This window comes from Streptomyces lydicus (genome assembly GCF_004125265.1).
Lineage (GTDB): Bacteria > Actinomycetota > Actinomycetes > Streptomycetales > Streptomycetaceae > Streptomyces > Streptomyces lydicus_C.
Window position 1 is genome coordinate 2,042,649 of the sequence record NZ_RDTE01000003.1, and the last position, 25,905, is coordinate 2,068,553.

23 protein-coding genes are annotated in these 25,905 nt (G+C 70.2%); 11 read left to right on the forward strand and 12 right to left on the reverse strand.

Going from position 1 to position 25,905, the window contains the following annotated elements; all coding sequences use genetic code 11:
* Positions 1-75: 75 nt before the first annotated feature.
* The gene (locus tag D9V36_RS11665) at positions 76-1,026 is read left to right on the forward strand and encodes an FG-GAP repeat domain-containing protein (protein ID WP_241720836.1); all 951 of its coding nucleotides are present in this window, start codon (positions 76-78) and stop codon (positions 1,024-1,026) included.
* A gap of 80 nt (positions 1,027-1,106) precedes the next feature.
* Here D9V36_RS11665 and acnA read toward each other — a convergent pair whose 3' ends face one another.
* The gene (gene acnA / locus D9V36_RS11670; RefSeq protein ID WP_129293714.1) at positions 1,107-3,836 is read right to left on the reverse strand and encodes an aconitate hydratase AcnA; all 2,730 of its coding nucleotides are present in this window, start codon (positions 3,834-3,836) and stop codon (positions 1,107-1,109) included.
* A 368-nt stretch (positions 3,837-4,204) separates the two neighbouring features.
* Between acnA and D9V36_RS11675 the strand changes: the two genes are divergently transcribed.
* Positions 4,205-5,116 carry an aminoglycoside phosphotransferase family protein gene (locus D9V36_RS11675; protein WP_129293715.1) on the forward strand — a complete coding sequence of 304 codons (912 nt, stop codon included), beginning with the start codon at positions 4,205-4,207 and terminating at the stop codon, positions 5,114-5,116.
* Between the two features lie 263 nt (positions 5,117-5,379).
* Here the strand turns inward: D9V36_RS11675 and D9V36_RS11680 are convergent, their stop codons facing one another.
* Complete coding sequence (locus D9V36_RS11680) at positions 5,380-5,598, reverse strand: hypothetical protein (protein ID WP_129293716.1); 219 nt, start codon at positions 5,596-5,598, stop codon at positions 5,380-5,382.
* A 161-nt stretch (positions 5,599-5,759) separates the two neighbouring features.
* Here D9V36_RS11680 and D9V36_RS11685 point away from each other — a divergent pair, with 161 nt between their 5' ends.
* Entirely contained in the window at positions 5,760-6,302 is a 543-nt protein-coding gene (locus D9V36_RS11685; protein ID WP_129293717.1) for a DUF4232 domain-containing protein, read from the forward strand.
* A 168-nt stretch (positions 6,303-6,470) separates the two neighbouring features.
* Here the strand turns inward: D9V36_RS11685 and D9V36_RS11690 are convergent, their stop codons facing one another.
* The gene (locus D9V36_RS11690; protein ID WP_129293718.1) at positions 6,471-6,830 is read right to left on the reverse strand and encodes a GntR family transcriptional regulator; all 360 of its coding nucleotides are present in this window, start codon (positions 6,828-6,830) and stop codon (positions 6,471-6,473) included.
* A gap of 1 nt (position 6,831) precedes the next feature.
* Positions 6,832-7,830, reverse strand: coding sequence for a DUF1648 domain-containing protein (locus D9V36_RS11695; RefSeq protein WP_129293719.1), 999 nt, complete (start codon positions 7,828-7,830; stop codon positions 6,832-6,834).
* A 97-nt stretch (positions 7,831-7,927) separates the two neighbouring features.
* Between D9V36_RS11695 and D9V36_RS11700 the strand changes: the two genes are divergently transcribed.
* The 6 genes from D9V36_RS11700 (at position 7,928) to D9V36_RS11725 (ending at position 15,375) form a co-directional block, all read left to right on the forward strand.
* Positions 7,928-9,457, forward strand: a complete 1,530-nt coding sequence (locus tag D9V36_RS11700; RefSeq protein ID WP_129293720.1) for a helix-turn-helix domain-containing protein — start codon at positions 7,928-7,930, stop codon at positions 9,455-9,457.
* Positions 9,458-9,773: 316 nt separating this feature from the next.
* Positions 9,774-10,823, forward strand: a complete 1,050-nt coding sequence (locus D9V36_RS11705) for a glycosyltransferase family 2 protein (RefSeq protein WP_241720837.1) — start codon at positions 9,774-9,776, stop codon at positions 10,821-10,823.
* An 84-nt stretch (positions 10,824-10,907) separates the two neighbouring features.
* Positions 10,908-11,975, forward strand: a complete 1,068-nt coding sequence (locus D9V36_RS11710; protein ID WP_129293721.1) for a glucose-1-phosphate thymidylyltransferase — start codon at positions 10,908-10,910, stop codon at positions 11,973-11,975.
* Positions 11,972-12,973 (forward strand): dTDP-glucose 4,6-dehydratase, encoded by a 1,002-nt coding sequence (rfbB, locus tag D9V36_RS11715; protein WP_129293722.1) that lies wholly within the window; start codon positions 11,972-11,974, stop codon positions 12,971-12,973. The genes D9V36_RS11710 and rfbB overlap by 4 nt, the downstream gene beginning before the upstream one ends.
* Positions 12,974-13,152: 179 nt before the next feature.
* On the forward strand, positions 13,153-13,371 hold the full coding sequence (locus D9V36_RS11720) for an MbtH family protein (protein ID WP_129293723.1): 219 nt from the start codon (positions 13,153-13,155) through the stop codon (positions 13,369-13,371).
* Between the two features lie 219 nt (positions 13,372-13,590).
* Positions 13,591-15,375, forward strand: a complete 1,785-nt coding sequence (locus D9V36_RS11725; protein WP_129293724.1) for an AfsR/SARP family transcriptional regulator — start codon at positions 13,591-13,593, stop codon at positions 15,373-15,375.
* A 206-nt stretch (positions 15,376-15,581) separates the two neighbouring features.
* Here the strand turns inward: D9V36_RS11725 and D9V36_RS11730 are convergent, their stop codons facing one another.
* Positions 15,582-16,511, reverse strand: coding sequence for a TauD/TfdA family dioxygenase (locus D9V36_RS11730; protein WP_241720838.1), 930 nt, complete (start codon positions 16,509-16,511; stop codon positions 15,582-15,584).
* Positions 16,512-16,754: 243 nt separating this feature from the next.
* Between D9V36_RS11730 and D9V36_RS11735 the strand changes: the two genes are divergently transcribed.
* Positions 16,755-17,282 (forward strand): flavin reductase family protein, encoded by a 528-nt coding sequence (locus D9V36_RS11735; RefSeq protein ID WP_129293725.1) that lies wholly within the window; start codon positions 16,755-16,757, stop codon positions 17,280-17,282.
* A gap of 1 nt (position 17,283) precedes the next feature.
* On the opposite strand, the gene D9V36_RS11740 is transcribed toward D9V36_RS11735, so the two are convergent.
* Both D9V36_RS11740 and D9V36_RS40890 read right to left on the reverse strand, forming a co-directional pair.
* Positions 17,284-18,321 (reverse strand): helix-turn-helix domain-containing protein, encoded by a 1,038-nt coding sequence (locus D9V36_RS11740; protein ID WP_241720839.1) that lies wholly within the window; start codon positions 18,319-18,321, stop codon positions 17,284-17,286.
* Between the two features lie 208 nt (positions 18,322-18,529).
* Positions 18,530-18,724, reverse strand: coding sequence for a hypothetical protein (locus tag D9V36_RS40890; protein WP_164992934.1), 195 nt, complete (start codon positions 18,722-18,724; stop codon positions 18,530-18,532).
* A gap of 408 nt (positions 18,725-19,132) precedes the next feature.
* Between D9V36_RS40890 and D9V36_RS11750 the strand changes: the two genes are divergently transcribed.
* Positions 19,133-19,351 (forward strand): MbtH family protein, encoded by a 219-nt coding sequence (locus D9V36_RS11750; protein ID WP_129293723.1) that lies wholly within the window; start codon positions 19,133-19,135, stop codon positions 19,349-19,351.
* 105 nt (positions 19,352-19,456) lie between these two features.
* Here D9V36_RS11750 and D9V36_RS11755 read toward each other — a convergent pair whose 3' ends face one another.
* The 5 genes from D9V36_RS11755 to D9V36_RS11775 form a co-directional block, all read right to left on the reverse strand.
* Positions 19,457-19,741 (reverse strand): acyl carrier protein, encoded by a 285-nt coding sequence (locus tag D9V36_RS11755; RefSeq protein ID WP_129293728.1) that lies wholly within the window; start codon positions 19,739-19,741, stop codon positions 19,457-19,459.
* 145 nt (positions 19,742-19,886) lie between these two features.
* A complete protein-coding gene (locus D9V36_RS11760) occupies positions 19,887-21,569 on the reverse strand; it encodes an acyl-CoA dehydrogenase (protein ID WP_129293729.1) in 1,683 nt (560 codons plus the stop codon).
* A complete protein-coding gene (locus D9V36_RS11765; protein ID WP_129293730.1) occupies positions 21,566-23,299 on the reverse strand; it encodes an acyl-CoA dehydrogenase family protein in 1,734 nt (577 codons plus the stop codon). Before D9V36_RS11765 ends, D9V36_RS11760 begins: the two co-directional genes overlap by 4 nt.
* A complete protein-coding gene (locus D9V36_RS11770) occupies positions 23,296-25,068 on the reverse strand; it encodes a fatty acyl-AMP ligase (RefSeq protein ID WP_129293731.1) in 1,773 nt (590 codons plus the stop codon). Before D9V36_RS11770 ends, D9V36_RS11765 begins: the two co-directional genes overlap by 4 nt.
* A 53-nt stretch (positions 25,069-25,121) precedes the next feature.
* A complete protein-coding gene (locus tag D9V36_RS11775; RefSeq protein ID WP_241720840.1) occupies positions 25,122-25,823 on the reverse strand; it encodes a thioesterase II family protein in 702 nt (233 codons plus the stop codon).
* Positions 25,824-25,905: the final 82 nt, after the last annotated feature.

Here is a 25,905-nt window from a genome sequence, read left to right on the forward strand (position 1 = left end):
ACTATTCACCTGATCATGCGACGCGTCCCTTATGAGGCGCGTCATGCCTCTTGTTCTCACATATGGAGTCATCAGGTGATACCTTCCTTCGGCCGTCGGCGCGGACGCACTCTCGCCCGGCTCGCGGCCGTTGCGCTGACCGCCACGCTGACCGGTTCGACCGCGAGCGCCGCGCTGGCAGACAGCCCTACCCCGTCCGACGCCGCGCGGCGCCAGGCGGTGGCGGCCCCCGAGCACGCCCCCGCGGCGGCCGGGACCACGCACACCACCCCGTTCTTCCTCGTCCTGGAGTGCGTGGACCGGCGCGGCAGCCTGTTCATGTACGCGCCGGACGGCACCGGGAACTTCGGCCCCCGGGACAAGATCTTCGACGGCGACGACATCCCGGACTTCAAGTACCTCCGGGCCGCCGCCCAGGTCGACAGCGACAAGGACGGCTACGGCGACGCCACGTACCACTGGATGAACAACGGCGCGCTGTCGTACACCTACACCGCCGCCGATGACAAGGTGAAGACCCGTGCCATCGGCGGGGGTTGGCAGATCTACTCCAAGGTCTTCTCCCCCGGTGACGTCGCCGGTGCCCGGGCGTCGGACATCCTCGCCGTGGACAAGTCCGGGGTGCTGTGGCTGTACCAGGCCCGGACGGACGGCACGCTCACCGCGCGGATCCGCGTCGGCGCCGGCTGGGGCGGCTACACCCAGTTCGCCGGCCAGGGCGACCTCACCGGTGACGGGCGGGCCGACCTGGTCGCCCGGGACAAGGCCGGGGTGCTCTGGCTCTACAAGGGCACCGGGAACGCCAAGGCGCCGTTCTCCGCCCGCACCCGGATCGGCGCCGGCTGGAACGGCTACAACTACCTGCACTCCAGCGGGGATGTGAACGGCGACGGCGTCGCCGACCTGCTGGGCCGCGTCGGCAATGGCTCGCTGTACCTCTACGAGGGCACCGGCAAGGCGTCCGCGCCGTTCGCCAAGCCGGTCAAGGTCCGTGGCTCGTACGGGAGTTACCGCCTGATCTTCTGACGGCCGGGCCGCCGGCCGCCGATAACGCGGACGGGCCGCACCCCCTCGGGGGGTGCGGCCCGTCGTGGCGTGGTGGCGCCTTACTTGCGGATCAGCGACCGCAGCACGTACTGCATGATGCCGCCGTTGCGGTAGTAGTCCGCCTCGCCGGGGGTGTCGATGCGGACGACCGCGTCGAACTCGACGCCGCTGTCGGTGGTCACCTTGACCGTGCGGGGCGTGGTGCCGTCGTTCAGCTCGGTCACGCCGGAGAAGGAGAAGGTCTCCTCGCCGGTCAGGCCCAGCGACTCGGCGGACGCGCCCTCCGGGAACTGCAGCGGCAGGACGCCCATGCCGATGAGGTTCGAGCGGTGGATGCGCTCGTAGGACTCGGCGATGACGGCCTTGACGCCGAGCAGCGCGGTGCCCTTGGCGGCCCAGTCGCGGGACGAGCCGGAGCCGTACTCCTTGCCGGCCAGGATGACCAGCGGGGTGCCGGCGGCCTGGTAGTTCTGCGAGGCGTCGTAGATGAACGACACCGGGGCGCCGTCCTGCGTGAAGTCGCGGGTGAAGCCGCCCTCGGTGCCCGGCGCGATCTGGTTGCGCAGGCGGATGTTGGCGAAGGTGCCGCGGATCATGACCTCGTGGTTACCCCGGCGCGAGCCGTAGGAGTTGAAGTCGCGACGCTCGACGCCGTGCTCGGTGAGGTACTGGCCGGCCGGGGTGTCGGCCTTGATCGCACCGGCCGGGGAGATGTGGTCGGTGGTGACCGAGTCGCCCAGCTTGGCCAGCACGCGGGCGCCGGAGATGTCCGAGACCGGGGTGGTCTCCATCGTCATGCCCTCGAAGTACGGGGGCTTGCGCACGTAGGTCGACTCGGCGTCCCACTCGAAGGTGTTACCGGTCGGGATGGGCAGCGCCTGCCACTGGGCGTCGCCCGCGAAGACGTCCTGGTAGGACTTGTTGAACATGTCCTCGCCGATGGCGTTCGCCACGACGTCGTTGACCTCGGCCTCGGTCGGCCAGATGTCCTTCAGGAAGACCGGGTTGCCCTCGGTGTCGGTGCCCAGCGCGTCCTCGGTGATGTTCACCTTCATGGAACCCGCGAGGGCGTACGCGACGACCAGCGGCGGGGAGGCCAGGTAGTTCATCTTGACGTCGGGGTTGATCCGGCCCTCGAAGTTGCGGTTGCCGGAGAGCACCGAGGTCACGGCCAGGTCGTGGTCGTTGACGGCCTTGGAGACCTCCTCCGGCAGCGGGCCGGAGTTGCCGATGCAGGTGGTGCAGCCGTAGCCGACGAGGTTGAAGCCGACCTTGTCGAGGTACGGGGTGAGCCCGGCCTTGTCGAAGTAGTCGGTGACGACCTTCGAGCCCGGGGCGAGGGTGGTCTTGACCCACGGCTTGCGGGTCAGGCCCTTCTCCACGGCCTTCTTCGCGACCAGCGCGGCGGCGACCATGACGTACGGGTTCGAGGTGTTGGTGCAGGAGGTGATGGCCGCGACCGTCACGGCACCGTGGTCGATCTCGTAGGTCGAGCCGTCGGGGGCGGTCACGGTGACCGGGTTCGTCGGGACGCCGTTGGCGGAGGCCGGCGCGTCGGACGCGGGGAAGGACTCCTTGCCTGCCTCCTCGTCGTCGGCGACGTAGTTGCGCACGTCGACGGCGAACTGCTCGGCGGCGTTGGCGAGGACGATGCGGTCCTGCGGGCGCTTCGGACCGGCGATCGACGGGACGACCGTGGAGAGGTCCAGCTCCAGCTTCTCGGAGAAGTCGGGCTCGGCGGCCGGGTCGAGCCAGAGGCCCTGCTCCTTGGCGTACGCCTCGACGAGCGCGACCTGCTGGGCGTCGCGGCCGGTCAGACGGAGGTAGCTCAGGGTCTCGTCGTCGATCGGGAAGATCGCGGCGGTGGAGCCGAACTCCGGCGACATGTTGCCGATGGTGGCGCGGTTGGCCAGCGAGGTGGCGGCGACGCCCTCGCCGTAGAACTCGACGAACTTGCCGACGACGCCGTGCTTGCGCAGCATCTCGGTGATGGTCAGCACCAGGTCGGTGGCGGTGGTGCCGGGCTTGAGCTCACCGGTCAGCTTGAAGCCGACGACACGCGGGATGAGCATGGAGACCGGCTGGCCGAGCATCGCGGCCTCGGCCTCGATGCCGCCGACGCCCCAGCCCAGGACGCCCAGGCCGTTGACCATGGTGGTGTGCGAGTCGGTGCCGACGAGGGTGTCGGGGTAGGCCTGGCCGCCACGCACCATGACCGTGCGCGCCAGGTGCTCGATGTTCACCTGGTGGACGATGCCGGTGCCGGGCGGGACGACCTTGAACTCGTCGAAGGCGGTCTGGCCCCAGCGCAGGAACTGGTAGCGCTCCTTGTTGCGGCCGTACTCCAGCTCGACGTTCTGGCCGAAGGCGTCCTTGGTGCCGAACTTGTCGGCGATAACGGAGTGGTCGATGACCAGCTCGGCCGGCGCCAGCGGGTTGATCTTCGCCGGGTCGCCGCCCAGCTCCTTCACGGCCTCACGCATGGTCGCGAGGTCCACGACACAGGGCACACCGGTGAAGTCCTGCATGATCACGCGGGCCGGCGTGAACTGGATCTCCTGGCTGGGCTGAGCCTGCGAGTCCCAGCCGCCGAGCGCCCGGATGTGGTCGGCGGTGATGTTCGCGCCGTCCTCGGTACGGAGCAGGTTCTCCAGCAGCACCTTCAGGCTGTAGGGAAGACGCGCGGCGCCTTCGACCTTGTCCAGCCGGAAGATCTCGTACGACTCGTCGCCCACCTGCAGCGTGCTGCGGGCGTCGAAGCTGTTCGCCGACACGACAGTCTCCTTCATGCATGAATTCGCGCGTACCACCGCAATGCTGCCGTCACAGCTCCTTGACCATCCGCTAAGGTATGCCTAAGTTAGGCACGCCTTACTGGCGCGGCAGCGGTACGCCTCTCGGCAGATATCTCGATGTCGAGATAACTCTAGTACATCGTCGCGGCCTGGTCATGCCCTGACCGCCACCACCTCTCCCCGTGACCTCTCGCAGCGAAGGCCGAGCGTTGTCAGCGACGATTGGTGACCGCTGGGTTTTCTCAGCGAAGGTCGGGGGCTGTCCGGGGAGGCCGTGGAGGATCCCGCTCCCGGCGACTGCGATCTGGACTTCTTCGACGAGAGCGGGAGCCGCTCCGCCTGCCCCAGTACTGTGGCTTCGCATGACCGACTCCGAGATCGAGATCACTGCGGACCTGGTCCACGATCTGCTGCAGGAGCAGCATCCGGACCTTGCAGGACTGGCCATCCGCGAAGTAGCGGGCGGATGGGACAACAAGCAGTGGCGCCTTGGGGACGAGTTGGCCGTGCGCATGCCGCGTACCGAACGTGCCCCGGATCTCCAGCGCAAGGAGTGCCGATGGCTGCCCGTCCTGGCCCCGCGCCTGCCGCTCCCGATTCCGAACCCTGTGCGGACCGGTGAACCTTCCACGCGCTTCCCGAGACCCTGGGCCATCATGACGTGGGTTCCTGGCGAGCCACTGGACTACACCTCGATCAGTCGCGGCGACCACGCGGCTGACACGCTGGCGGGCTTCCTCAGGGCGCTGCATAGGGAGGCGCCCGCCGAGGCGCCGACCGGTTCGGACCGCGGCGCTCACCCCAAGAAGTACACGGACGGCTTCGACCACTTCTTTCAAGCCGTTGTCCCCAGCGGCATTGCCGACGAGGTCCGGGCCGTCTGGGACGGTGCCGTTGCGGCCCCCGACTGGGAGGGCCCGCGGGTATGGGTGCACGGTGACCTTCATCCCGCAAATGTCGTCGTCTCGGACGGGACGCTCTCAGGTGTGATCGACTTCGGTGGCATGTTCGCCGGCGATCCGGCATGGGACCTTGCGGCCGCATGGGTAGTCCTTCCCGCGGGCGCCGCCTCACGGTTCTTCGACGTATACGCGCTTGCGGACGAAGCGACGATCCGGCGCGCCCGCGGACTGGCTGCTCTGAAAAGCCTGTTCCTCATGCTGATGGGCCAGAACGGAGACCGGGGCCTTCCCGGCGGCAAGCCGACATGGGGACCCGCAGGCCGGGCAGCGCTCGATCGTGTTCTGAGATGCGGTTTGATGCAGACACGGTGAACACTCGGCGAAGGCTGGTGACAGCTCGGCATTCTCAGCGAAGGTTGAGTGGCCGCTGCGGCCTGGCTGTCCGGGGAGACGGTGAGGAAACCGGTACTCGCGTACGGCGATCCTGTGCTGAGCCCTTTCGACCTGGACTTCTTCGATGGCGGGCGACGTCGGCGTGTCGCGTTGGGCGCCGGGTGGGACGTCCGGTTCGAGTGTGCGGCGCCGGTACGTGGGGTCCGATGGAACAAGGGCGATCGCAGCTTCCCCGGCTGGTACTACGCAGCGACCACCGGCGGCTGCATCTGCGGTGGCCGGCCCGCTACCGGCACCAGCGGTGCGTACGTGAGATGGATATCGGCGAGCGTCCGGTGGAGGTCTTCCGGCAGCCACGCCAACTGCGGGCGGGAGCCGCGGAAGCCGTGCACCAGGTCGGGAATGCCAGGATGTGCCCGTCTCGGACCCGCCGTGCCGGACCGGACACCGACCGTGGTCACGGACCGTTGCGGCGTCCTCCCGCAACGCCGCAACGGTCCCGCACCCCGGCTGTCCGGAAAGCCTCTCCGACACGCCGAACCTCTCCCGGGCATCGCACATCTTCAGGTACGCAGGCGCGCGCCGACCTCGCGTGCCGATTCGCCTTCGAGGGGAACCTGACATGAAGAGCAAGCTGACCGCCGTGGCCGTTGCGGCCGTCGTCGTCGCCGGCACTGCCGCTACCACCGTCCCTGCCTCGGCCGCCCCCGCCAAGGCCGAGCCGACCCGCTGCCACACCGCCGACCTGAAGGCCGGCTTCGCCACGGGGGAGGACGCGAGGCCGGAGATGGAGCAGACCGGGAAGCAGACGCAGGCACACATCTGGTTCACCAACCGGAGCAAGCGCACCTGCACCCTCTCCGGTTTCGCGGGTGTCGACATGATCGGCGCTCAGAAGACCGACGGCACCTGGTCGCTGGCGCGCTCCTCCACGAAGCCCGAGAAGATGGCCCTGGAGCAGGGGGACACGGTGGACTTCAGCATCACCCTGCTCCCGGTGACCGGGTCCACGCCGCAGAAGGAGAAGTTCGTTCCGGCGACGTTCCTGGTCACCCCGCCGAACGAGACGGAGCACTTCACCCTGAAGTGGCCGTTCGGCGGCCAGATCCTCAAGCAGGACGGCGCCACCCACCCGGCCACCTACCTCAACCCGGTCGGGCGGTAACGAACCGGACAGCGATCTGGAAAGCGGACCGGAAAGCCACTGACCCTTCCTTCAGCGTCGCTGGTGGCCACCGCAGGACTCCTGGAATGGGGGAAGCCTCCCGGGTGGTGCGGTGGCCACGTCCGACAAGCGGCACGCCCGGTCTTCCCGCCTCTCCCCCGCCCCGCCTCAGGCCCCCGACAGCCCTGTACGGACCACCGTCACGATCTCCTCGTCGGAGAGTCCCAGGTTGCGGGCCTCGGCGATCAGGCGCTGGGCGGTCTCGCCGAGGCGGGCGCGGGCCGGTGATGCGGCGCCGGTGACCACGGCGCCGCGGCCGCGCCGGAGTTCGATCAGGCCCTCTTCCTTGAGTCGCTGGTAGCCGCGCAGCACGGTATGGACGTTCACGCCGAGCGATACGGCGAGGGCACGGGCGGCCGGCAGCCGCTCCCCGGCGTCCACCGTGCCGTCGGCGATCGCACCGCGGACCGAGGCCGCGATCTGGTCGCCGAGCGGGACGGGCGAGCAGGGGTCCACCCTGAAGAGCACCTCAGGCTCCTTCGTTCCACGAGCGCGCGCGGTCCAGGTACGTATTGAGCAGGGCGACGGCGGTCACGGCATCATCGACCGTCACCACGAACTCCTTGCCACTGGTCAGCCGTACCACCATGCCCTCGCCCGAGCGCAGGACGAAGCCGCTGGCGCCGGCCCGGATGCGATAGCCCCACCCGCCGAACTCCTTGAAGGGGCTTATCGGGCGGCTGGTGGCCTCCGTGATGCGGTCGAGGGGCAGATGCCGGATGCGGAGGGGCGGCGGCAGCAGGGGCGACGTCACGGTCAGCCCGCGGCGGTCGACGGTGACCCGCGCGGCGGCATAGGGCAGGACCGCGATCGCGCCGATGAGCAGGCCGATGCCCGCCGGCCAGTCGGTGAGAACGAGGGCGAGGAGCCCGGCGCCGAGCAGCAGGGCGCCGAGCGCGACGATCGGCGGCGAGCTGATGGTGCGCGACCAGCCCGCCGACGTACCCGCCGGGAGGTCGAGCCGGGGGCCCTCGCCCGCTGTCCGGCCGGACGGCCGGGGCGCAGGGCCGGCCAGCAGACGGCCCAGGGCCCCGGCGAGCAGAGCCACGGCGAGTGTCACGGCCAGCTCCCACAGAGGCAGCCGGACCTCCGAGGTGTCGGTGGCTCCGGCGTTGGCGAACAGGGTCCGGCAGGCGAGAAACCCGATGGCGGCCGCGAGGGCGTAGCCGCCGGCGATCAGCCAGGGCGTCAGCTCCGAGGGCTCCGGCAGCCGCGCGAGAAGGCCGAAGACGGCACCGAAGACCAGCAGCAGCGTGAGCGTGAGCGTCAGGAAGCCGCGGGTGGAGGTGAATCCGTCGGCCCGGGAGCCGACACCACCGAAATGGGTGGCAAGCGGTTCGGGCAATCGGGCGGAGATCGAGAAGTAGACGACGGCGACGGCTGCGGCGGCCGCGACGAACGGCAGGACGGCAATCGGGGCCCACGGACGGGGTTTTGAGGACGAGGAAGAACGCGGGGCACTCTTCATGGGCGTGGCAACCACCTCTCAGTTGTTCGCATAGTAGTAGAACAACTCGGCCATCAACAATTGCATACCCATCTCATATCTGAGATACGGTCACTCCATGGGAGACGACTACCTCGTACGTATCGGCAGGCTCATCCGTGACGCCCGGCAGCACCGTGGCTGGACACAGACGCAGCTCGCCGAAGCTCTCGGCACCAGCCAGAGCGCGGTCAACCGCATCGAGCGCGGGAATCAGAACATCAGCCTTGAGATGATCGCCCGTATCGGCGAAGCACTCGACAGTGAAATCGTCTCGCTCGGCTACGCCGGCCCGATGCACCTGCGGGTGGTCGGCGGCCGCCGGCTGTCCGGCAGCATCGACGTCAAGACGAGCAAGAACGCCTGCGTGGCGCTGCTGTGCGCCACCCTGCTGAACGCGGGCCGCACCACGCTGCGCCGGGTGGCCCGTATCGAGGAGGTCTACCGCATCCTCGAAGTGCTGGGCAGCATCGGCGTACGGACCCGGTGGATCAACGACGGCAACGACCTGGAGATCGTTCCGCCCGCGGAGCTCGACCTCGACTCGATGGACACCGAGGCGGCCCGCCGCACCCGCAGCGTCATCATGTTCCTGGGCCCGCTGCTGCACCGCATGGACCGCTTCAAGCTGCCGTACGCGGGCGGTTGCGACCTCGGCACCCGCACCGTCACGCCCCACATGACGGCACTGCGCCACTTCGGCCTGGAGATCACCGCGACCGACGGCACCTACATCGGCGAGGTGGACCGCAGCGTCGCCCCCAAGCGCGCGATCGTCCTGACCGAACGCGGCGACACCGTCACCGAGAACGCGCTGCTGGCCGCCGCCCGGCACGACGGTGTCACGGTCATCCGCAACGCCTCCTCCAACTACATGGTCCAGGACCTGTGCTTCTTCCTGGAGGAACTGGGCGTCCGGGTCGACGGCATCGGCACCACCACCCTCACCGTCCACGGCGCCGCGCACATCGAACGCGATGTGGACTTCGCGCCGTCCGAGGACCCGGTCGAGGCGATGAGCCTGCTGGCGGCGGCCGTCGTCACCGAGTCGGAGCTGACGATCCGCCGCGTCCCGGTCGAGTTCCTGGAGATCGAACTGGCGGTCCTGGAGGAGATGGGCCTGGACCACGAGCGCAGCGCGGAGTACGCGGCCGACAACGGCCGTACCCGGCTGATCGACCTGACGGTCCGCCCCTCCAAGCTCCAGGCCCCCCTGGACAAGATCCACCCGATGCCCTTCCCGGGCCTCAACATCGACAACGTCCCCTTCTTCGCGGCCATCGCCGCCAGCGCCCAGGGGCAGACCCTCATCCACGACTGGGTCTACGACAACCGCGCCATCTACCTCACGGACCTCAACCGCCTCGGCGCCCAGGTCAAACTCCTCGACCCGCACCGGGTCCTGGTCGACGGCACCACCCGCTGGCGCTCCGCGGAAATGATGTGCCCCCCGGCCCTCCGCCCCGCCGTAGTCGTCCTCCTGGCCATGATGGCCGCCGAGGGCACCTCCGTCCTGCGCAACGTCTATGTCATCAACCGGGGTTACGAAGACCTGGCCGAACGCCTCAACTCGATCGGGGCGCAGATCGAGATCTTCCGGGACATCTGAGGGGCGGATGCCGCCGCGCCCTTTCTGACCTGCGTGAATACGGGCCAGGAGGGGGTGCGGCGGCACCTGAGGGACCTCTCTGGGGCTTTGCGGATGCGGCGGGCACTTGGACGCCGTTTCGCTTGGTGAGTCGACCGCCGCACAACACCGGCCGCCCGTCCCAAGGCGGATACCGCCACGACGACCGTAGTGACACCCCAACTCGTCGGCATGCGGAAAGCCGGACGGGCGGGTACGGGACGCGGTCTGTATAGCCGTCTCGTAGGCACCGCGGTGAGGGTGTGGCGGACGGCACGAGGGCCGTCCGCAGGAGTTTGTGAGGAAGCCCTTGAACACGGCGGCGATTGACGTGATCTGCCCGGCCTGGAACCGTTCGGAGGCCATCCGTCCGACCATCGACAGTGTGCTGGCCCAAACCTTCGACGACTGGCGGCTGATCGTCGTCTCCGACGGCTGCACCGACGACACGGACGACGTGGTGCGCTCCTACGACGATGAGCGTGTCCAGCTGATACGAACGGAGCGGCATGGTCATCCCGGTGGCCCCCGCAACATCGGTCTGGCCGCGTCCACCGCGCCGGCCATCGCTTATCTGGACTATGACGACCAGTGGCTGCCCGGGCATCTGGCTGTGCTGCGCCGGGAGTTCGCACGTGGTGCGCGCTGGGTGGCCACCGCGAGCATCGGGGTGAACGAGCAGGGCGAGGAGGAGTACCGGTCCCATCCGCTCAACGGGCTGTGGCATCCCGAGCTTCAGTTGCTGTGGCCGTTGTACGAGCCGTCGCGCGTCGGGCACGTACGCGGGCTGCCCGAGAGTGTGGGCGGCTGGACCACCGATCGCACCGGGATGGAGGACTGGGATCTGTGGCTGCGGCTCGCCGATGCCGGGGAGCGCTTCACCACGGTCCCCGACCGTACCGTCGTGATGCACCTCCGGGACACGTCGCGCCGCCACACCATGACCGTCAGCCACCGCCTGACCTTGGGGACGCTGCCCGACGAAGCCGCTTGCGACAGACTCACCGAGGCCGTCCGGGCTCCCGAGGTGCAGGACGAGCTGCGCTCCTGTTTCGCCGACGAGATGCTCCGCTTCTACGACGCGATCGCCGAGGCCGGTGAGCTGGTGATGCCGCACGGCATGACCACGCAGGAGGCGCTGTCCGGCCTGGAGAAGTTCGTCACCGACCCGGCTGTTCCCATGCTGCGTGAACTCTCCTTCGTGCAGGAGGAGGACCACTTCGCGGTCATTCATCCGCTGCAGTGCAGCAGTGATCGGCACGCGGAGCGGCTCCGGGCGTTCCTGCGTCTGCACGACGCCGGGCGGCACGCCATCGTGCGCCGGCTCATCGAGGCCGTGAGCGGGTAGCTGCGGCGCGAAGTGGCGGTCCGTACGACTCGGCGACGTCCGCAGCCCGCCCTCAGCGAATCGACAGCACCGTAGGGAGAGTCCATGAAAGCTTTGGTTCTGGCCGGAGGTGCGGGCACCCGGCTGCGTCCGATCACCCACACCTCGGCCAAGCAGCTGGTGCCGGTGGCCAACAAGCCGGTCCTCTTCTATGGACTGGAGGCAATCGCCGAGGCCGACATCGTCGAGGTCGGGATCATCGTCGGCGACACCGCCGACGAGATCCGCGAGGCGGTCGGTGACGGCGCGCAGTTCGGTCTGAAGGTCACCTACATTCCGCAGGAGGCGCCGCTGGGCCTCGCGCACGCGGTGCTCATCTCCGCGGACTTCCTCGGCGACGACGACTTCGTGATGTATCTGGGGGACAACTTCATCGTCGGCGGGATCAGCGGTCTGGTGGACGAGTTCCGCGCCGACCGGCCCGCGGCCCAGATCCTGCTCACCCAGGTCTCCCGTCCGTCGGCGTTCGGTGTCGCCGAACTCGACGCGCAGGGGAACGTCATCGGCCTGGAGGAGAAGCCGAACCGGCCCAAGAGCGATCTCGCCGTGGTCGGTGTATATCTGTTCACACCCGCGATCCATGAGGCGGTGCGCTCCATCGAGGCGTCCTGGCGTGGCGAGCTGGAGATCACCGATGCCCTCCAGTGGCTGATCGACCACCGGTGGGGCGTGCGTTCCACCACAGTCTGCGGCTACTGGAAGGACACCGGGAACGCCGCCGACATGCTGGAGGTGAACCGCTCCGTGCTGGAGACCCTCGAACCTTTCGTGCACGGCAAGGTCGACGAGAGGTCCGAGATGATCGGCCGGGTGGTGATCGAGGAGGGAGCCGAGGTGAGCGGCAGCCGGATCGTGGGACCGGTGGTGATCGGTGAGGGCACGGTGGTGCGAGATGCCTATATCGGCCCCTACACCTCGGTGGGCGCCAACTGCCGGATCGAGGAGAGCGAAATCGAGTACTCCATCGTTCTGCGGGGTTCGTCGGTCTGCGGGGTCCGCCGCGTCGAGGCGTCCCTCATCGGCCGCGATGTCGAGGTGACGCCGGCTCCTCGTGTTCCGTCCGCCCACCGGCTCGTGCTCGGTGATCACAGTAAGGTGCAGATCTCATCGTGAGTACCAGGATTCTCGTGACCGGCGGTGCCGGTTTCATCGGCTCCCACTACGTGCGCACGCTGCTCGGTCCCGGAGGGCCGGGCGACGTCTCGATCACCGTGCTCGATCTGCTCACGTACGCCGGCAACCCGGCCAACCTCGATGAGGTGCGCGATCACCCGGAGTTCGCTTTCGTGCACGGCGATGTGTGTGACGGCGAACTGGTCGGCAAGCTGATGGCCGAGCACGACCAGGTGGTCCATTTCGCCGCCGAGTCGCATGTCGACCGTTCGATCGACGGCGGCGGCGGGGAGTTCGTACGGACCAATGTCCTCGGCACCCACACGCTGGTCGAGGCGGCGCATCTCGCCGGAGTCCGGACCTTCGTGCAGGTGTCCACCGACGAGGTCTACGGGTCGATCGAGACCGGGTCCTGGCCGGAGACGCACCCCCTGGCACCCAACTCGCCGTACTCCGCCGCCAAGGCCGCCGGCGATCTGCTCGTGCTGTCCTATCACCGTACGCACGGTCTGGATGTGCGCGTCACCCGCTGTTCCAACAACTACGGGCACCGCCAATTCCCCGAGAAGCTCATCCCCTTGTTCGTGACCCGGCTGCTCGACGGCGAGAAGGTCCCGTTGTACGGCGACGGCGGCAATGTCCGCGACTGGCTGCACATCGACGACCACGTGCAGGGCATCGAACTGGTCCGCACCAAGGCCCGGGCCGGCGAGGTCTACAACATCGGCGGTGGCACCGAGCTGTCCAACAAGGAACTCACCGCACTGCTGCTGGATGCCTGCGGAGGCGACTGGCGGACCAGCGTCGAGTACGTCGAGGACCGCAACGGCCACGACCGCCGTTACTCGGTGAACTGCGCGAAGATCCGTGAGGAGTTGGGGTACGCACCGCGCAAGGACTTCCGCGAGGGGCTCGCCGAGACCGTCCAGTGGTACCGGGACAACCGCGCCTGGTGGGAGCCGCTGGAGCGGCGCGCCTCGGCACACCGCTCGGCCTAGCGGCCGGTGAGGGACGGACGACAGCAGCCCCGGCCGGATCGGCCGGGGCTGCCGCGTCGGTGAGGGCCGGGTGCGGGTCGCCCGTCGGGCACGCCGTCGGACACGTCGCAGGAAACGTATAGGACGGCGTCCCACCATGATGCGGTCCGCAGTTCCGCACGCTCCTGTGAGGTGTCATCGTGGCCAATCCCTTCGAGAACGACGAGGCGTCCTACTACGTGCTCGTCAACGACGAGGGCCAGTACTCGCTGTGGCCGGCCTTCGCCGAGATCCCGGCCGGCTGGCACACCGTGCACGGTCAGGACACCCGTGCCGCCTGCCTCGCCCACGTCGAGGAGAACTGGACCGACATGCGCCCCCTCAGCCTCGTCCGCGCCATGGAGAGCGACGCGGCCTGAGCCAGGGGCAGGTGCCGAAGGGGCCGTACGGCGAGGGCCGTACGGCCCCTTCGGCATGTCCGGGATCTCGGGACCCTGGGTCGGTCCCGGTCGCCGGGTTACGGGGCGCAGCTCGCAGGGACCTGCCAGCGCAGTCTCCTGACACGGAGAAAACACCCACACGGGCCCCTCTGATCCCAGACTGGTGCGCCGGAAGCAGCAGCCAATTCGGGGGATGCCATGGAGTTCCGGATTCTCGGTCCGGTGCAGGTCTGCAGGGACGGCGAGCACGTCACACTGTCAGGCACCAAGATCAAAACTGTGCTCGCAGCGTTGCTGCTGGCCAGGGGGCGGGTGGTGTCGGACGCGCGGCTGAGCCATCTGCTGTGGGGGTGGCATCCACCGGTCACCGTGAGCGCGCAGATCTACACGTACATCTCGCGGTTGCGGATGCAGCTCGGCGACGGGGTGCGGATCGTCCGGCAACTGCCCGGCTACGCCTTGGAGGCCGGGAACGCCCGGCTGGACTTCCTGGAGTTCGAGCGGCTGGCCCGGCTCGGTGGCGAGGCCCAGGAGGCGGGGGACCTGGAGCGGGCGGACGCGCACTTGCGCGGCGCGCTCGAACTGTGGCGCGGAGCGGCCCTGTCCGATGTCACCGAGGTCCTGGCGAACGCCGAACTGCCCAGGCTGGAGGAGGCCCGGGCCGCGGTGACCGAGCAGCGGATCGAAGGGGATCTGGCGCTGGGCCGCCATCTGCGGGTGGTGCCCGAACTGACGTCGCTGGTGGCCGAGTTCCCGGTGCGGGAGCGGATGCGGGCGCAGCTGATGAAGGCGCTGTATCTGAGCGGGCGGCAGGCCGACGCGCTGAACGCATTCCACGAGGGGCGGCGGGTGCTCGCCGAGGAGCTGGGCGTGACGCCGGGCACGGAGCTGGCCGAGGTGTATCAGGCGGTGCTGGCGGGGGAGCCCGTCGTGAAGGCGGAGGCGCCGACGGCGGTGATCCGGACGGTGACACCGGCGATGCTGCCCCCGGATGTGCCCGACTTCACCGGCCGCGAGGCCGAGTTGGCGCAGTTGCGCAGGCTGCTGCCGCCGAGCGAGCAGCGCACGTGGCACGCCCGCCGGTTCCTGCTGTCGGGGATGCCGGGCAGCGGGAAAACGGCGCTGGCGGTGCGGGCGGCCAATGAGTGTCTGGACGCCTTCCCCGACGGGCAGTTGTACGTGAATCTGCGGCACGCGGACGGCTCGCCGCGTGATCCCCGGGATGTCCTGGTGGGCCTGTTGCGGGCGCTCGGGGAGCCGGTGGATGCCACCGAGCCGGATCTGGACGAGCTGATCCGGTTGTACCGGACCCGCACAGCCCGCCGGCGCCTGCTGATCCTGCTGGACAACGCGGTCAGCGAGCTGCAGTTGTCCGGGCTGTTGCCCGGGGCACCGGAGCCCGCGGTGCTGATCACCAGTCAGACGGCGCTGGGGCCGATCGGCGGGCTGCACACCATGGTGCTGCCCGCCCTGAGTGAGGCGGAGAGTCTGCGGATGCTGTCGTCGGCGGTGGACCCGATGCGGATCGAGGCCGAGCCGGAGGCGGCGCGGGAGATCGCCCGGCACTGCGCCGGACTTCCGCTCGCGGTGCGTGTCGCCGCGACCCGGCTGGCCGCGCGGCCGCGGTGCTCGCTGCAGCGGATCGCGGAGCGGCTCGCCGATCCGTACAGCCGGCTTCAGGAGCTGCAGGTACGCGGGCTGTCGGTGTCGCACCGCCTGGAGATGTCGTTGCGCCGGCTGGGACGTGCGGATCACGAGCTGCTGCTGCGCCTTTCGGAGCTCGGGCACGAGGTGTTCTCCGTCCACGCGGCCGCCCGCTGCCTGGGTCTGGCGGCCGCCGAGGTGGAGGAGGGGCTGGAGTCCCTGGTCGACGAAGGGCTGTTGTCGTTCTCGGACGAGTCGGGCCGGGCGACGTACCGGCTCAACAGCCTGCTACGGCTGTTCGCCCGGACCAGTCGTCCCCGGCAGGAGCCGGCGGCCTGAGCGGGACGGGCTGCGCCGTGAGCGCGGAGGCGCCGGCGGCGGGTTGAAGTCGAGTCCTGTGCGGGGGTGGACCACGCGGGGCCGGCCGTGGGCGGGGGCCGGGCGGCGTGGGAAGGGTCGCAATGTGGACGGCGTCCGTCTCGCGCAGACCTCGGTACGAGGCCTCGTGCATGAACGGGCTCCCTGGGGTTCTGACGCGGCGGGCTTCAGTGAGCCATCCCGACACGGACGCGGCGCGTCCCGGTGAAGGGCCGGCGGCCGTGGGCGAGAGCCACGTTGTCGAGGAGCAGCAGATCGCCTCGACCCCAGGGAATGTCCACGGTGGCGCGGGCCGCCGACTCGCAGATCTGGGTGACTTCCTCCGTGAGGATCGCCGAGCCGTCGGCGAGTGTGACGTTCCAGGGCCTTTGGTCCGCGGACAGGCTCCGGGACAGGACGTCGCCAGGGCCGCGGCCCGCCGGGTGCCAGCGGTGGACCTGGTTGAACCAGACGTCGGCACCGGTGACCGGGTGGGTGACGACGGCGGGCCGGACGCGGGAGATGTGAATGCCTCCGTCGGCCGTCCAGCGCCACTCGGTGCCGGTTCCGTCGAGGAAGACCTCGACATCGTCTCGGCGGGTGGTGACGAACGCGCGCTGCCAGCTGACGCCAAAGCCCACGCCGTCGTGCAGATAGCGGACGTAGCGGACGCCGGGGGCGAACCGTTCGCGCAGTTCGAGGGTGAGGGAGGCGAGCCAGATCGCACCGTCGACCACCATGGTGGGGCCGCCGGTGGCGGGGGCGGTGTGGCAGTACAGGGCGATGCGGCCGGGCCAGGCGTGCGTACTGCTCATCTCGTTGTAGGGGCGAACCGCCATGTGGGGCTGTTCGCGGCCGACCGACCAGACGTCGTCGATGTAGCGTTCGCGGGCGGGGCGCAGCGCCCCGCCGATGCGGTGGGGCAGGACCCGGTCGAGTACGTCGTCGAGTGTGTCCGCGGGAATGTCGAAGCCGCGGAAGGCGATGGCTTTCTCCTCGGTGAGCAGTCGGCTCATCTCCGCCGGGGTCATGGCGCCCAGGCGCTCGATCAGCTCCTCCGGGCCGCCTACGCCCTCCGGTTCGATGTCCAGAGGCGTCCAGGACTCCTGGCTCGCCACTCCGGCCTCTTTTCCGGGGATCTCGACGGATGGCCGGCGGGAACGGTCTCCCGGGGGCCTGCGGCACGTCGCCCATCGAAGGACATGGCCCTACGGAGTTCCTATGGCGCCGGCCGCCTGCCGGTCGTTGCGGGGTGGATCACCTCGGGTATCGGCCGGGTGCCGGGTGTAGCTGTCGTGTAGGGGGCGCGAGGAGCGTGCGTCATCGACGTGACCGTCCGCTCTCTTCCCTGTGAGGTATGCGTGAACTCGACCGCCACCGCGCTCCGCTTCGACCGGAGCCGTTTCCGGGATGTGCTCGGCCGGTTCTGTACGGGGGTGACGATCATCGCCGGCGTCCATGAGGGACAACCGATGGGGTTCGCCTGCCAGTCCTTCGCCTCGCTCTCGCTGGAGCCGCCGCTGGTGTCGGTCGCGGTGGCGCAGAGCTCGGTGAGCGGGCGGCGGATCGAAGAGTCGGGGTCGTTCTGTGCGACGGTGCTGCGCGCCGACCAGGCGGAGCTGTGCCGCAGGTTCGGCCGCAGTGGTGCGGACAAGTTCGCGGGGGTGGCCTGGGACCCGGCCGAGGTGACCGGGTCGCCGCGGGTCGGTGGTGGTCTGGCATGGGTGGATTGCCGGATCGAGAGTGTGGTGCCGGCCGGCGACCATCGGATCGTGATCGGCCGGGTGATGGATCTGAGCGCGCCCGAGGAGGGCGGGGACGGTGCACCGCTGCTGTTCTATCGGGGTGCGTTTCTCGGTGCGACTCGGCAAGCCGTCGCCAAGAGGTAGTTCACAGGCCGACCAGTCGGCATTCGTCGCCGGCCGATGCGGTGGGCGACGGGCCGAGCAGCCCGGTCTCCGAGGGTGTGCCCACCTGGGGGACCTCGTCGAGCCAGCCGAGGCGGGCCGCGTGCAGGCCGGCCTGGAAGCGGCTCTTGGCCCCGAGCCGTCCCATCAGGTCGGCGGTGATGCGTCGTCCGGTACGCACCGACACACCGAGTTTGCGCGCCACGCCCTCGTCGGTGAAGCCCTCCCCCAGCAGGCGCAGGACCGCCTTCCCCTGGCTGGTGAGGCCATGGTCGTCGGTGCAGGTGCGCTGGCGGCGGGCGCTGGTGACGGGAGCGGCGCGGTCCCACACCAGACGGAAGAGTTCGATCAGGGCGACGATCACGCCCTTGCCGCGAAAGAGCAGTGCGCCGTCACCGCTGTTGTCCGGGTCCATGGGCAGGATGGCCGACTCCCCATCGAAGATGATCATGCGGGTGGGCAGCCAGGCCACGGTCCGGACCTGGTTGCCCAACTCCATCAGCCAGCGGGCGTGTTCGACGGTGGCGGGGTCGTTGTAGATGCTGTCGAGATAGATGGTCCGCATCGTCACCCCGCGGTCCCGGAGGGACTCGGTGAGCGGGCGGCTGGCTTCCCTGTTGTCCGAGGTCTGGTGTCCGCCGGGGGCGAAGGCGACCAGGCTGCGTTCGCAGCCGAGGGTGAGTTCGCCGATGCGATCACGGATCCGGTCCAGGCCCTCCAGCTGCTCGACCTCGTTGTGCCGCAACCGGCGGCGCGTGACGGCGAACTCCTCGGACAGGCGGGCGACTTCCACCCGGGTCGCGGCCATCTCGCGCTGCCGGGCCACCAGTGCGGACTCCTGTCGGGCGAGCAGCGCGTGGAGGGCGACGTCCGGGCTGACCGCGTGCACCCGCCCGGGGGTCTCCCAGGAGGGGCGGATCAGGCCAAGCCGCACGCATTCGTCCAATGCGCTGCGTACGATCTCTATCGGGCGCCCGACCAACCCGGCCAGCTCCTCGACCGAGCCACATGAATTAAGCAACGAAGCACGATATATCTCAGTAGCTTCCACACTCAGCCCGATGGGCTCGAGCATGCCCCCACCCCCGTCTCAGGAAACCCCCGAAGTCCGTCAAGACGGCGGCAGAGTAACACGGGAAACACGACGAAAATTACCCCGTAACGAATGAAGATCACCCCGTTCCGGAACGCCGGTCGGGGTGATCTTCTCCGTCAGGTACCCGCGAGGGTCATTCGGAGACGTCCACGGAAGGGCCCTGCCAGCCGGGGTCGCCGGTCACGTCGTCGGCAGTCGCGGCGGTGTCCGTGCCCGGTGCCTGCCGCCCCGGCTCCCCGGCCGACGCGGTGCCCGCGGTCATCGGCACGAGGACCAGCGCGGCCACGGCGGCAGCGACGGCGGAGACCATTCGGAATGCGGACTTCATTTATGAACTCCCAAGTCGAGCGTGGATCGTCAAACAATTCCAGTTCCTGCGTGCGGTGCGTTCACCTCTGTCGAGCGGCGCGTCGCGTTTGCACAAGATGATTCTCGCTGCGCGCATCGCACTTCACCAAGCAAAAGGTCTGACAGGCTGCTGCGCTGGCAGGCAACTGACAGGGTCGCACACCGGAGAATGACCGCGCTCACCGCCGCTGCCAGCGAAAACAGGAAAGGGATCCCTTGCCTCCATTCCACCGGTCGGAATGGAATGCCGAATTCCGAGTATCGCTCCGTCGGGTGTGGCAGGTTTCGGCCACGGCAGCCAGCAAGACCGTTTGCCATAGGAATGCTGTAGGCCGGCGTCCGAGGGTCGGACCGACCGCAGTTCCGCACGCTCCTGTGAGGTGTCATCGTGGCCAATCCCTTCGAGAACGACGAGGCGTCCTACTACGTGCTCGTCAACGACGAGGGCCAGTACTCGCTGTGGCCGGCCTTCGCCGAGATCCCGGCCGGCTGGCACACCGTGCACGGTCAGGACACCCGTGCCGCCTGCCTCGCCCACGTCGAGGAGAACTGGACCGACATGCGCCCCCTCAGCCTCGTCCGCGCCATGGAGAGCGACGCGGCCTGAGCGGCGCACAGCACAGGGGCCGGGGTGGGATCACCACCCCGGCCCCTTGCTCGTGGCCGTGCCCCCGGGCCGGGGGGAACGGATCCCGGGGACACGACCGGTCCGTCAGGCGGCCTGCGGCCGCCGCTCGGCCAGCTCGGCCGCCAGATGCTCGGCCAGCTCGCCGACACTCGGGTAGTCCCATATCGCCGTGGGATCGACGGCTATGCCGAGTTGCTCCTCCACATCGGCGGCGAACGCCACCACCGCTATGGAGTCGAGGCCGTACTCACCGAGCTGCCGGGTGGGGTCGACGGCCTCGCCGAGGTCCGGCAGGTACTCGGCGACGCGCTCGACGAGCCAGCGCTGCAGATCGGACGGTGCAACCTGGTCGACGCCGTACGTGGTCATCAGGATCTCCTCGGAACGTGGGGTGAAGGTAGGGAGGGGTGAAGGTGGGGAGGGGTGCAGGGGCACGGCCCGGCCGGCGGGGCCCGCGTACCCGGGGCCGCACGGCACCGGCGCGCGCGGGGGCACGCACCGGCAGCCGCTCGCCTCACGCGTACGGGCGGCCGACGAGCCCGAAGGACAGACCGCGGTCGTCGCGGTCCGTCAGCTCCTCGATCAGCGCGTCCTCGACCTCCCGCGGCAGGTCCCTGGAAGGGCCCCCGGCCGGCCCTTCGAGCCGGCTGAGCACGGCGGTCAGCCACTGCGGCCGGGCCAGGAAGTCCTGCGCCGCAGCGGCGCGTCGAACCCCCAGGCACGCGGCCGCGGCGAGCGAGACCGTATAGCGGGCGGCCAGTTCGCGTACCGGCACCTCGGCCGCGATCGACAGCTCCCGGGGCCGCAGGGCCGCCCCGACCTCGCACAGCCGCACGAAGTCCCGCACACGTTCCTCGACGAGCGGCCGCACGGACCGCGGCAGGTCCTCGTCGAGCGCGGTGCCGAGCGAAGCGGCCAGCACATCCCTGCCGCCCGCCACCAACCGCAGCCCGGGCAGATCGAGTTCGGGCAGCTCGGCCACGGCGGTGAACAGCGCTTCCGGTGCCGGGGCCGGAGCACGCCGGGCCCGGCCGAGCAGCCCGGGCAGCTGCGGCAGGAGGGCCGACAGACAGGCCGCGCGGGCGATGTGGCCGAAGCCGACCGGCCGGATGTCCCGGGCGATCTTCTGGAACACGGCGTGCCGGCCGTCACGGCGGTAGAACTCCGCGCCCATCACCGTCGACAGCCGCTGCACCGCGTCCGTGAGCACCCCGGCGACCAGGTACTTCACGGCGGGTGCGTGGACGCTGCCCGACTCGGGGCACAGCTGCAGGGCACGGGCCGCGGTACGCGAGAGGGCTTCGCACAGCAGCAGATCCGCGAACGCCTCGGCCAGGGTGGTGCGCACCATCGGCAGCTCGGCGGCCGGACGGCCGTAGAGCCGCCGCCGTCGGGTGTGGTGCAGGGTGACGCGCAGGGCGGTGTCGAGCAGGGCGGTACTCATGGCGGGCAGCGCCATCCGGGTCACCTGGAAGGCCCGCGAGGCGGTCTCTACTCCGGTGCCCGGGGCGCCGAGCACCACCTCCTCGGGGACCGGCAGACCGCTCACCCGCATGCCGCCCAGATGCACTCCGCGCAGGCCCACGGAACGGAACCGCGCCAGCCGGCGCACCCGGTCGGGGTCGAGCAGATCGGCGCCCAGGAACAGCTGCGAGTGGGCCCGGGGCCCGTCGGCGGGGTCGGTGCGGGCCAGGAGCACCAGGGCGTCTGCCCGGTCGAGGTTGGCGATGGACTCCTTGCGGCCGTGCAGGGTCAGTCGTGAACCGGCGCGCTGCGCCGCGAACTCGTTGCCGGCGATGTCGTTGCCATGGGCGAGTTCGTGGAAGGCGCAGGCCATGCGACGGTTGTCGGTCAGCAACTCGGCTGCGGCCCAGCGCTGTTCGGGTCGGCCGGCGGTCCAGACGTTGACGCTCGCCAGCAGCTGGCCGGCGCGGGCCAGCCCCAGGGCCGCATCCCGCCGGTACACCGACCGCATCAGTTCGATCATGTCGTCGAGGCGCTCGAGGCGACCGCCGAGCGCCCGGGGGACGAACTCGGCGTGCAGACCGAACTCGTCGAGTGCCGCCTCGGCGGCCGGTGCGGTCTCCTCGCGTTCGTCGGCCGCCACGGCGGCGGCGAATCCGGCGGGATTGGCGGGGTCCCAGGGGTCGCCGAGCAGTTTCTCCAGGTGGTCGGCGCGGGTGGCGATGTCGGTCATGTCGCGGATACCTCCACAGATCCGTCGCGCGCCGGCCCGTCCGGCCCCCTGTCGTCGAGCACGCTCACCGGGACGTCCGGTGCGCTCGCCACGACCGTGCCGAGCCGGTCGTAGGTCCGCGTAGCCTGGGCCGGCCGGCGGCCCAGGCCCTCCAGGACCAGGGTGAGACAGCCGTGCAGCCACGCCTCGTCCGTGCCCCACGGGCCGGTGCGCAGGCGGGGCCGCGCGTGGTGCAGGGCGAGCGCGGCGGCGCCCGCGAAGCACCACTCGTAGCGTTCGGCGAGCCGCATCGTGGCGGTGCTCGGCGGGCCACCGGTGGGTCGTACGTCCGCGAGGTCCGTGCCCAGACGCTCGTACGCCTCCAGGAGGGCACCGGCCAGCGAGGCGGTCTCGGCCGCCGCCTTCGACGACTCCTCCCGCGCGTCGAGTCCGGCCACCAGCGCGGGCAAAGCGCCGAGAACCGAGTCGCGGGGCGCCATCAGCCGCAGCCGGCGCATATCGAGGGGAGCCGGGTGGTGTTCCTCGCGCAGCCAGTGCACCGGCGACGCGGCCTCGGATGCCGCGGCCCGTCGGCCGGGGCGCAGCAGCGGCAGGACACCGGCCAGGGCGGCCCGGTTGACCCAGGTGCTGCCGTCGAAGATCGGCACGACCTGATGGTCGCGCTCCAGCTTGGCGAAGGCGCCGTAGCCCTCGACTCCGGTGAGGAAGCCACGCGTCCCGAGCAGGTCGCCGATCAACCGCAGTTGGCTCTGTATCAGCGACGGGACGAACGCCTTGGCGACGGCGGAGATCACGCTCAGTTCCTCGGGCACCTGATGGGCGGCGCGGGCCGCCGTGTGGGCGACGGCCTCGGCGAGGAACTGATGGGCGGCGGCGCGGCCGGCCGTGGTGCGCACATGCGGCAGGCTCGCCAACTGCCGTCCGTACAGCCGGCGTTCGTGCAAAAAGCGGCGCAGCAGACCGAGTGCGTGGTCACCGGCGCCCAGGGAGAGGGAGACACAGACGATCCGGGTGAGCTGGAGCGCCTTGAGGACGAGTTCGAGGCCGCCGCCCACCGTGCCGACGAGGGCGTGGGCGGGGACGCGTGTCTGCCGGAACTCCACACCGCTGATGTCGGCGCCGCGGACGCCGTGGGTGGGCATCTTCGGCAGCGGGCGTACGGTGTCCACGGCGGTGGCCCGTTTGTCGATCAGGAAGACGGTGAACCCGCGGGGTCCGCCCGCCGGATCGGTGCGGGCCAGGACGCACAGCAGATGGCCGCGCGTCGCGTTGTTCACCGGCCATTTGCGCCCGCTCAGCTGCCAGCCGGAGCCGTGTCGGGTCGCGGTGAGCGACCCCGCGAGCAGATCGCTGCCGCCGTCGGGCTCGGTGAGTCCCCAGGCCACCGGCTCGCCGGCCAGGACCTGCCGGGCCAGCAGGTCGGCCGGCCCGGCGTCCCCGGCGAGCCAGGTGCACACTCCCCCGAGGAAGGTCTTGCCGTGGGCGACGGCCACCGTCAGGTCCTGGGCGGCGACCGTGCGCAGCAGGGCGAGGAACTCGTCGAGGCGATCCTGCCGGCCGCCGTGCCGGGCCGGAACGTAGTACGCGGGCAGCCCCCAGGCGTCGAGGGCGGCGCACGCCTCGGCGGGGAAGGTCTCCGCCTCGTCGTGGGCGCTCAGTACTGCGGGGTCGAAGGGGCCGCCCGGGCGGGACCACTCGGCGAGCCGGGAGGGGAGGTCGACTGTTCTCATCTGTGCTCCCCCGCGGTGACGGTGACGCCGTGCGCCGGATAGCCGTCGGCCCACAGGGGCTCCAGCTCGCCGTTCGCGTACAAGGTCTGCATCGTGGACCGCTGGACCTTGCCGCTGGTCGTACGGCGCACGGCACCACGTCGCAGCAGCAGGACGGAGTCGGCGCGCAGGCCGAACTCGCGGGCCACGGTGGTGCGCATGCTCGCGGCCAGGCGGGCCAGTTCCTCGTCGACGGCACGTCGGCGGACCTCGTGGATGACCACAAGCCGGCCCTCGGTGTCGTCGGCGTCGGTGGGGACGGTGACGACGGATCCGACCGTGTCCCGCAACTCCGCGTGCTGGCGCCGCAGTTCGTGCTCGATGTCGTGCGGGTAGATGTTGCGCCCTCGGACGATCATCATCTCCTTGATGCGTCCGGTGACGTAGATCTCGTCGTCCACCAGGGCGCCGAGGTCGCCGGTGCGCAGCCAGCCGCCGTCGTCCTCGGGGCCGTCGGCGACACGGTTGCCGAAGGTGGCGTGGGTGGCCTCGGCGTTGAGCCAGTAGCCGTCCACCACCAGGTCGCCGCGCAGCCAGATCTCGCCGACCGAACCGGCCGGGAGGGCCCGGCCGGTGGCCGGGTCGACGATACGGGCCTCCAGTCCGCGCGGCGCGCCGCAGCTGACCAGGGTGCGGCCGACGCCGTCCGCCGCGGGCGTCACGCGGCCCGCTTCCAGCGCGGCGACGTCGCAGGTGAGCACGAGCGGGGCCCGGCCGGACGTGGTCGAGATCATCAGGGTGGTCTCGGCCATGCCGTAGCACGGGGTGATCTGTTCGCTGCGCAGCCCCGCGGCGGCGAACCGCTGGGCGAAGTCCGCCAGGACGCTTGCCTTGACCGGCTCGGAGCCACTGATGGTCTGGCTCCAGCGGGACAGGTTGAGGTCGGCGATCGAGTCCTCGGGGACGCGGGTGAGGCACAACTCGTAGGCGAAGTTGGGGGCGGCGGACAGGCCGATGTCGAAGTGGTCGATCAGCTCCAGCCAGGCGCGGGGGCGGCGCAGGAAGGCGGCCGGGGTCATGAGGGCGATGCCGTGGCCGACGAGCAGCGGGGACAGGATGTGCCCCATCAGGCCCATGTCGTGGTAATTCGGCAGCCAGCCGCCGTAGCGCTGGCCTTCGCGCACGGGCAGGTAGGTGTCGATCGCGAGGGCGTTGAGCAGCAGGTTGCGGTGGGTGACCCGGCTGCCCTTGGGGTCATGGGTGGATCCTGAGGTGTACTGGAGCAGGGCCAGGTCGGTGGGGCCCGCGGCGTGCGGTGTGAACGGCTCGGCCGGCCGCACCGGGTCGACGTCCGGGATGAGCACCGGGATGTCCAGGGCCTCCGCACCGGCCCAGGCGCGGACGTCGGTCAGTTCGTCGGGGGCGGTCAGTACGCAGCTCACCGCGGCGTCGCGGGCGATGCCGCGGACCCGGCGCTGGTCCTGCTTGTAGCGGCCGGGCATCGAGGAGGGCACCGGCACCACACCGGCGTAGAAGCAGCCGAGAATGGCGACGACGAACTCGGCGGAGTTCGGCAGGAGCAGCAGGGCGCGGTCGCCCGGGCGGCAGGAGTCCAGCAGCGTCCGGGCACAGACCCGGGCCGCGCGGTCCAGCTGTTCGTAGGTCAGCCACTGGGCGGTGGAGGGGTCGCTGGGGTCGCGCACGATGGCGACCGCGCGGTGGTCGCCGCGGGCGCGGGCGTGCTCCGTGAAGATCTCGACGACGTTCGAGGCGCCGGACAGGTCAGCCATGCTGCGCGTACTCCTGTGGTCGTGGGGTCGGGCCGGGCCCGGGCGGCGCCGGGTCACAGCGCCGGGTGAGCTGTCGGGCGACGGTGGGGAAGCCAGGGGGCGAGCGCGTCGAGCACGGGTGCCTGGTCGGCCAGGTAGAAGTGGCCGCCGGCCATGACGCGGGTGCTGAAGGCGCCGCCGGCGCAGGCCCGCCAATGGGTCAGGTCCTGTGCGGCGACGTCCGGGTCGCTGCTGCCGCCCAGGGCGAGCAGGGGTGCACGCACGGGGAGCGGCGGGGTACGCAGATAGCGGGCCACCACACCGAAGTCCGCGCGGATGGCGGGCAGGATCAATTCGAGGAGTTCCGGCGCGTCCAGCAGGTCGGTGAAGTCGTCGTTCAGCCGACGCAGTTCCTCGATGAGGGCGGCGTCGTCCAGTGCGTGCCGCTCGTGTTTCTCGCGGTGGTGGGGAGCCCGCGAACCGGAGACGGCGAGCAGGTCCACGACCTGCCCGTGCCGACGTTCGAGTTCGAGGGTGACCTCATAGGCGACGACGGCGCCCATGCTGTGGCCGAACAGTGCCAGCGGCTCGCCGAGGGACGGCTCCACGGCGTCGGCGACCGGGCCGACCAGCTCGTCCATGGAGGCCGGGACGGGTTCACCGAGCCGGTCCTGACGGCCGGGGTACTGCACGCCGATCACCTCGATGCCGGCCGGCAGCCCGGCGTGCCAGGTGCGGTACGCCTGTGCGGTGCCGCCCGCGTGCGGAGCGCACACGAGCCGGCACCGCGGCCGCGTCACCGGCTTCAACGTCCTGAGCCACCGTGATCGCGTGTGCAGGTCCGGAATGGTCACTGTC

Bases quoted from the DNA above. Each gene is read 5' to 3' on its own strand.
- D9V36_RS40890 (WP_164992934.1), bottom strand. From the start codon at position 18,724: ATGAAGTCCGCATTCCGAATGGTCTCCGCCGTCGCTGCCGCCGTGGCC.
- D9V36_RS11685 (WP_129293717.1), top strand. From the start codon at position 5,760: ATGAAGAGCAAGCTGACCGCCGTGGCCGTTGCGGCCGTCGTCGTCGCC.
- D9V36_RS11675 (WP_129293715.1), top strand. From the start codon at position 4,205: ATGACCGACTCCGAGATCGAGATCACTGCGGACCTGGTCCACGATCTG.
- acnA (WP_129293714.1), bottom strand. From the start codon at position 3,836: ATGAAGGAGACTGTCGTGTCGGCGAACAGCTTCGACGCCCGCAGCACG.
- D9V36_RS11760 (WP_129293729.1), bottom strand. From the start codon at position 21,569: ATGACCGACATCGCCACCCGCGCCGACCACCTGGAGAAACTGCTCGGC.
- D9V36_RS11765 (WP_129293730.1), bottom strand. From the start codon at position 23,299: ATGAGAACAGTCGACCTCCCCTCCCGGCTCGCCGAGTGGTCCCGCCCG.
- D9V36_RS11725 (WP_129293724.1), top strand. From the start codon at position 13,591: ATGGAGTTCCGGATTCTCGGTCCGGTGCAGGTCTGCAGGGACGGCGAG.
- D9V36_RS11700 (WP_129293720.1), top strand. From the start codon at position 7,928: ATGGGAGACGACTACCTCGTACGTATCGGCAGGCTCATCCGTGACGCC.
- D9V36_RS11710 (WP_129293721.1), top strand. From the start codon at position 10,908: ATGAAAGCTTTGGTTCTGGCCGGAGGTGCGGGCACCCGGCTGCGTCCG.
- D9V36_RS11755 (WP_129293728.1), bottom strand. From the start codon at position 19,741: ATGACCACGTACGGCGTCGACCAGGTTGCACCGTCCGATCTGCAGCGC.
- D9V36_RS11695 (WP_129293719.1), bottom strand. From the start codon at position 7,830: ATGAAGAGTGCCCCGCGTTCTTCCTCGTCCTCAAAACCCCGTCCGTGG.
- D9V36_RS11770 (WP_129293731.1), bottom strand. From the start codon at position 25,068: ATGGCTGACCTGTCCGGCGCCTCGAACGTCGTCGAGATCTTCACGGAG.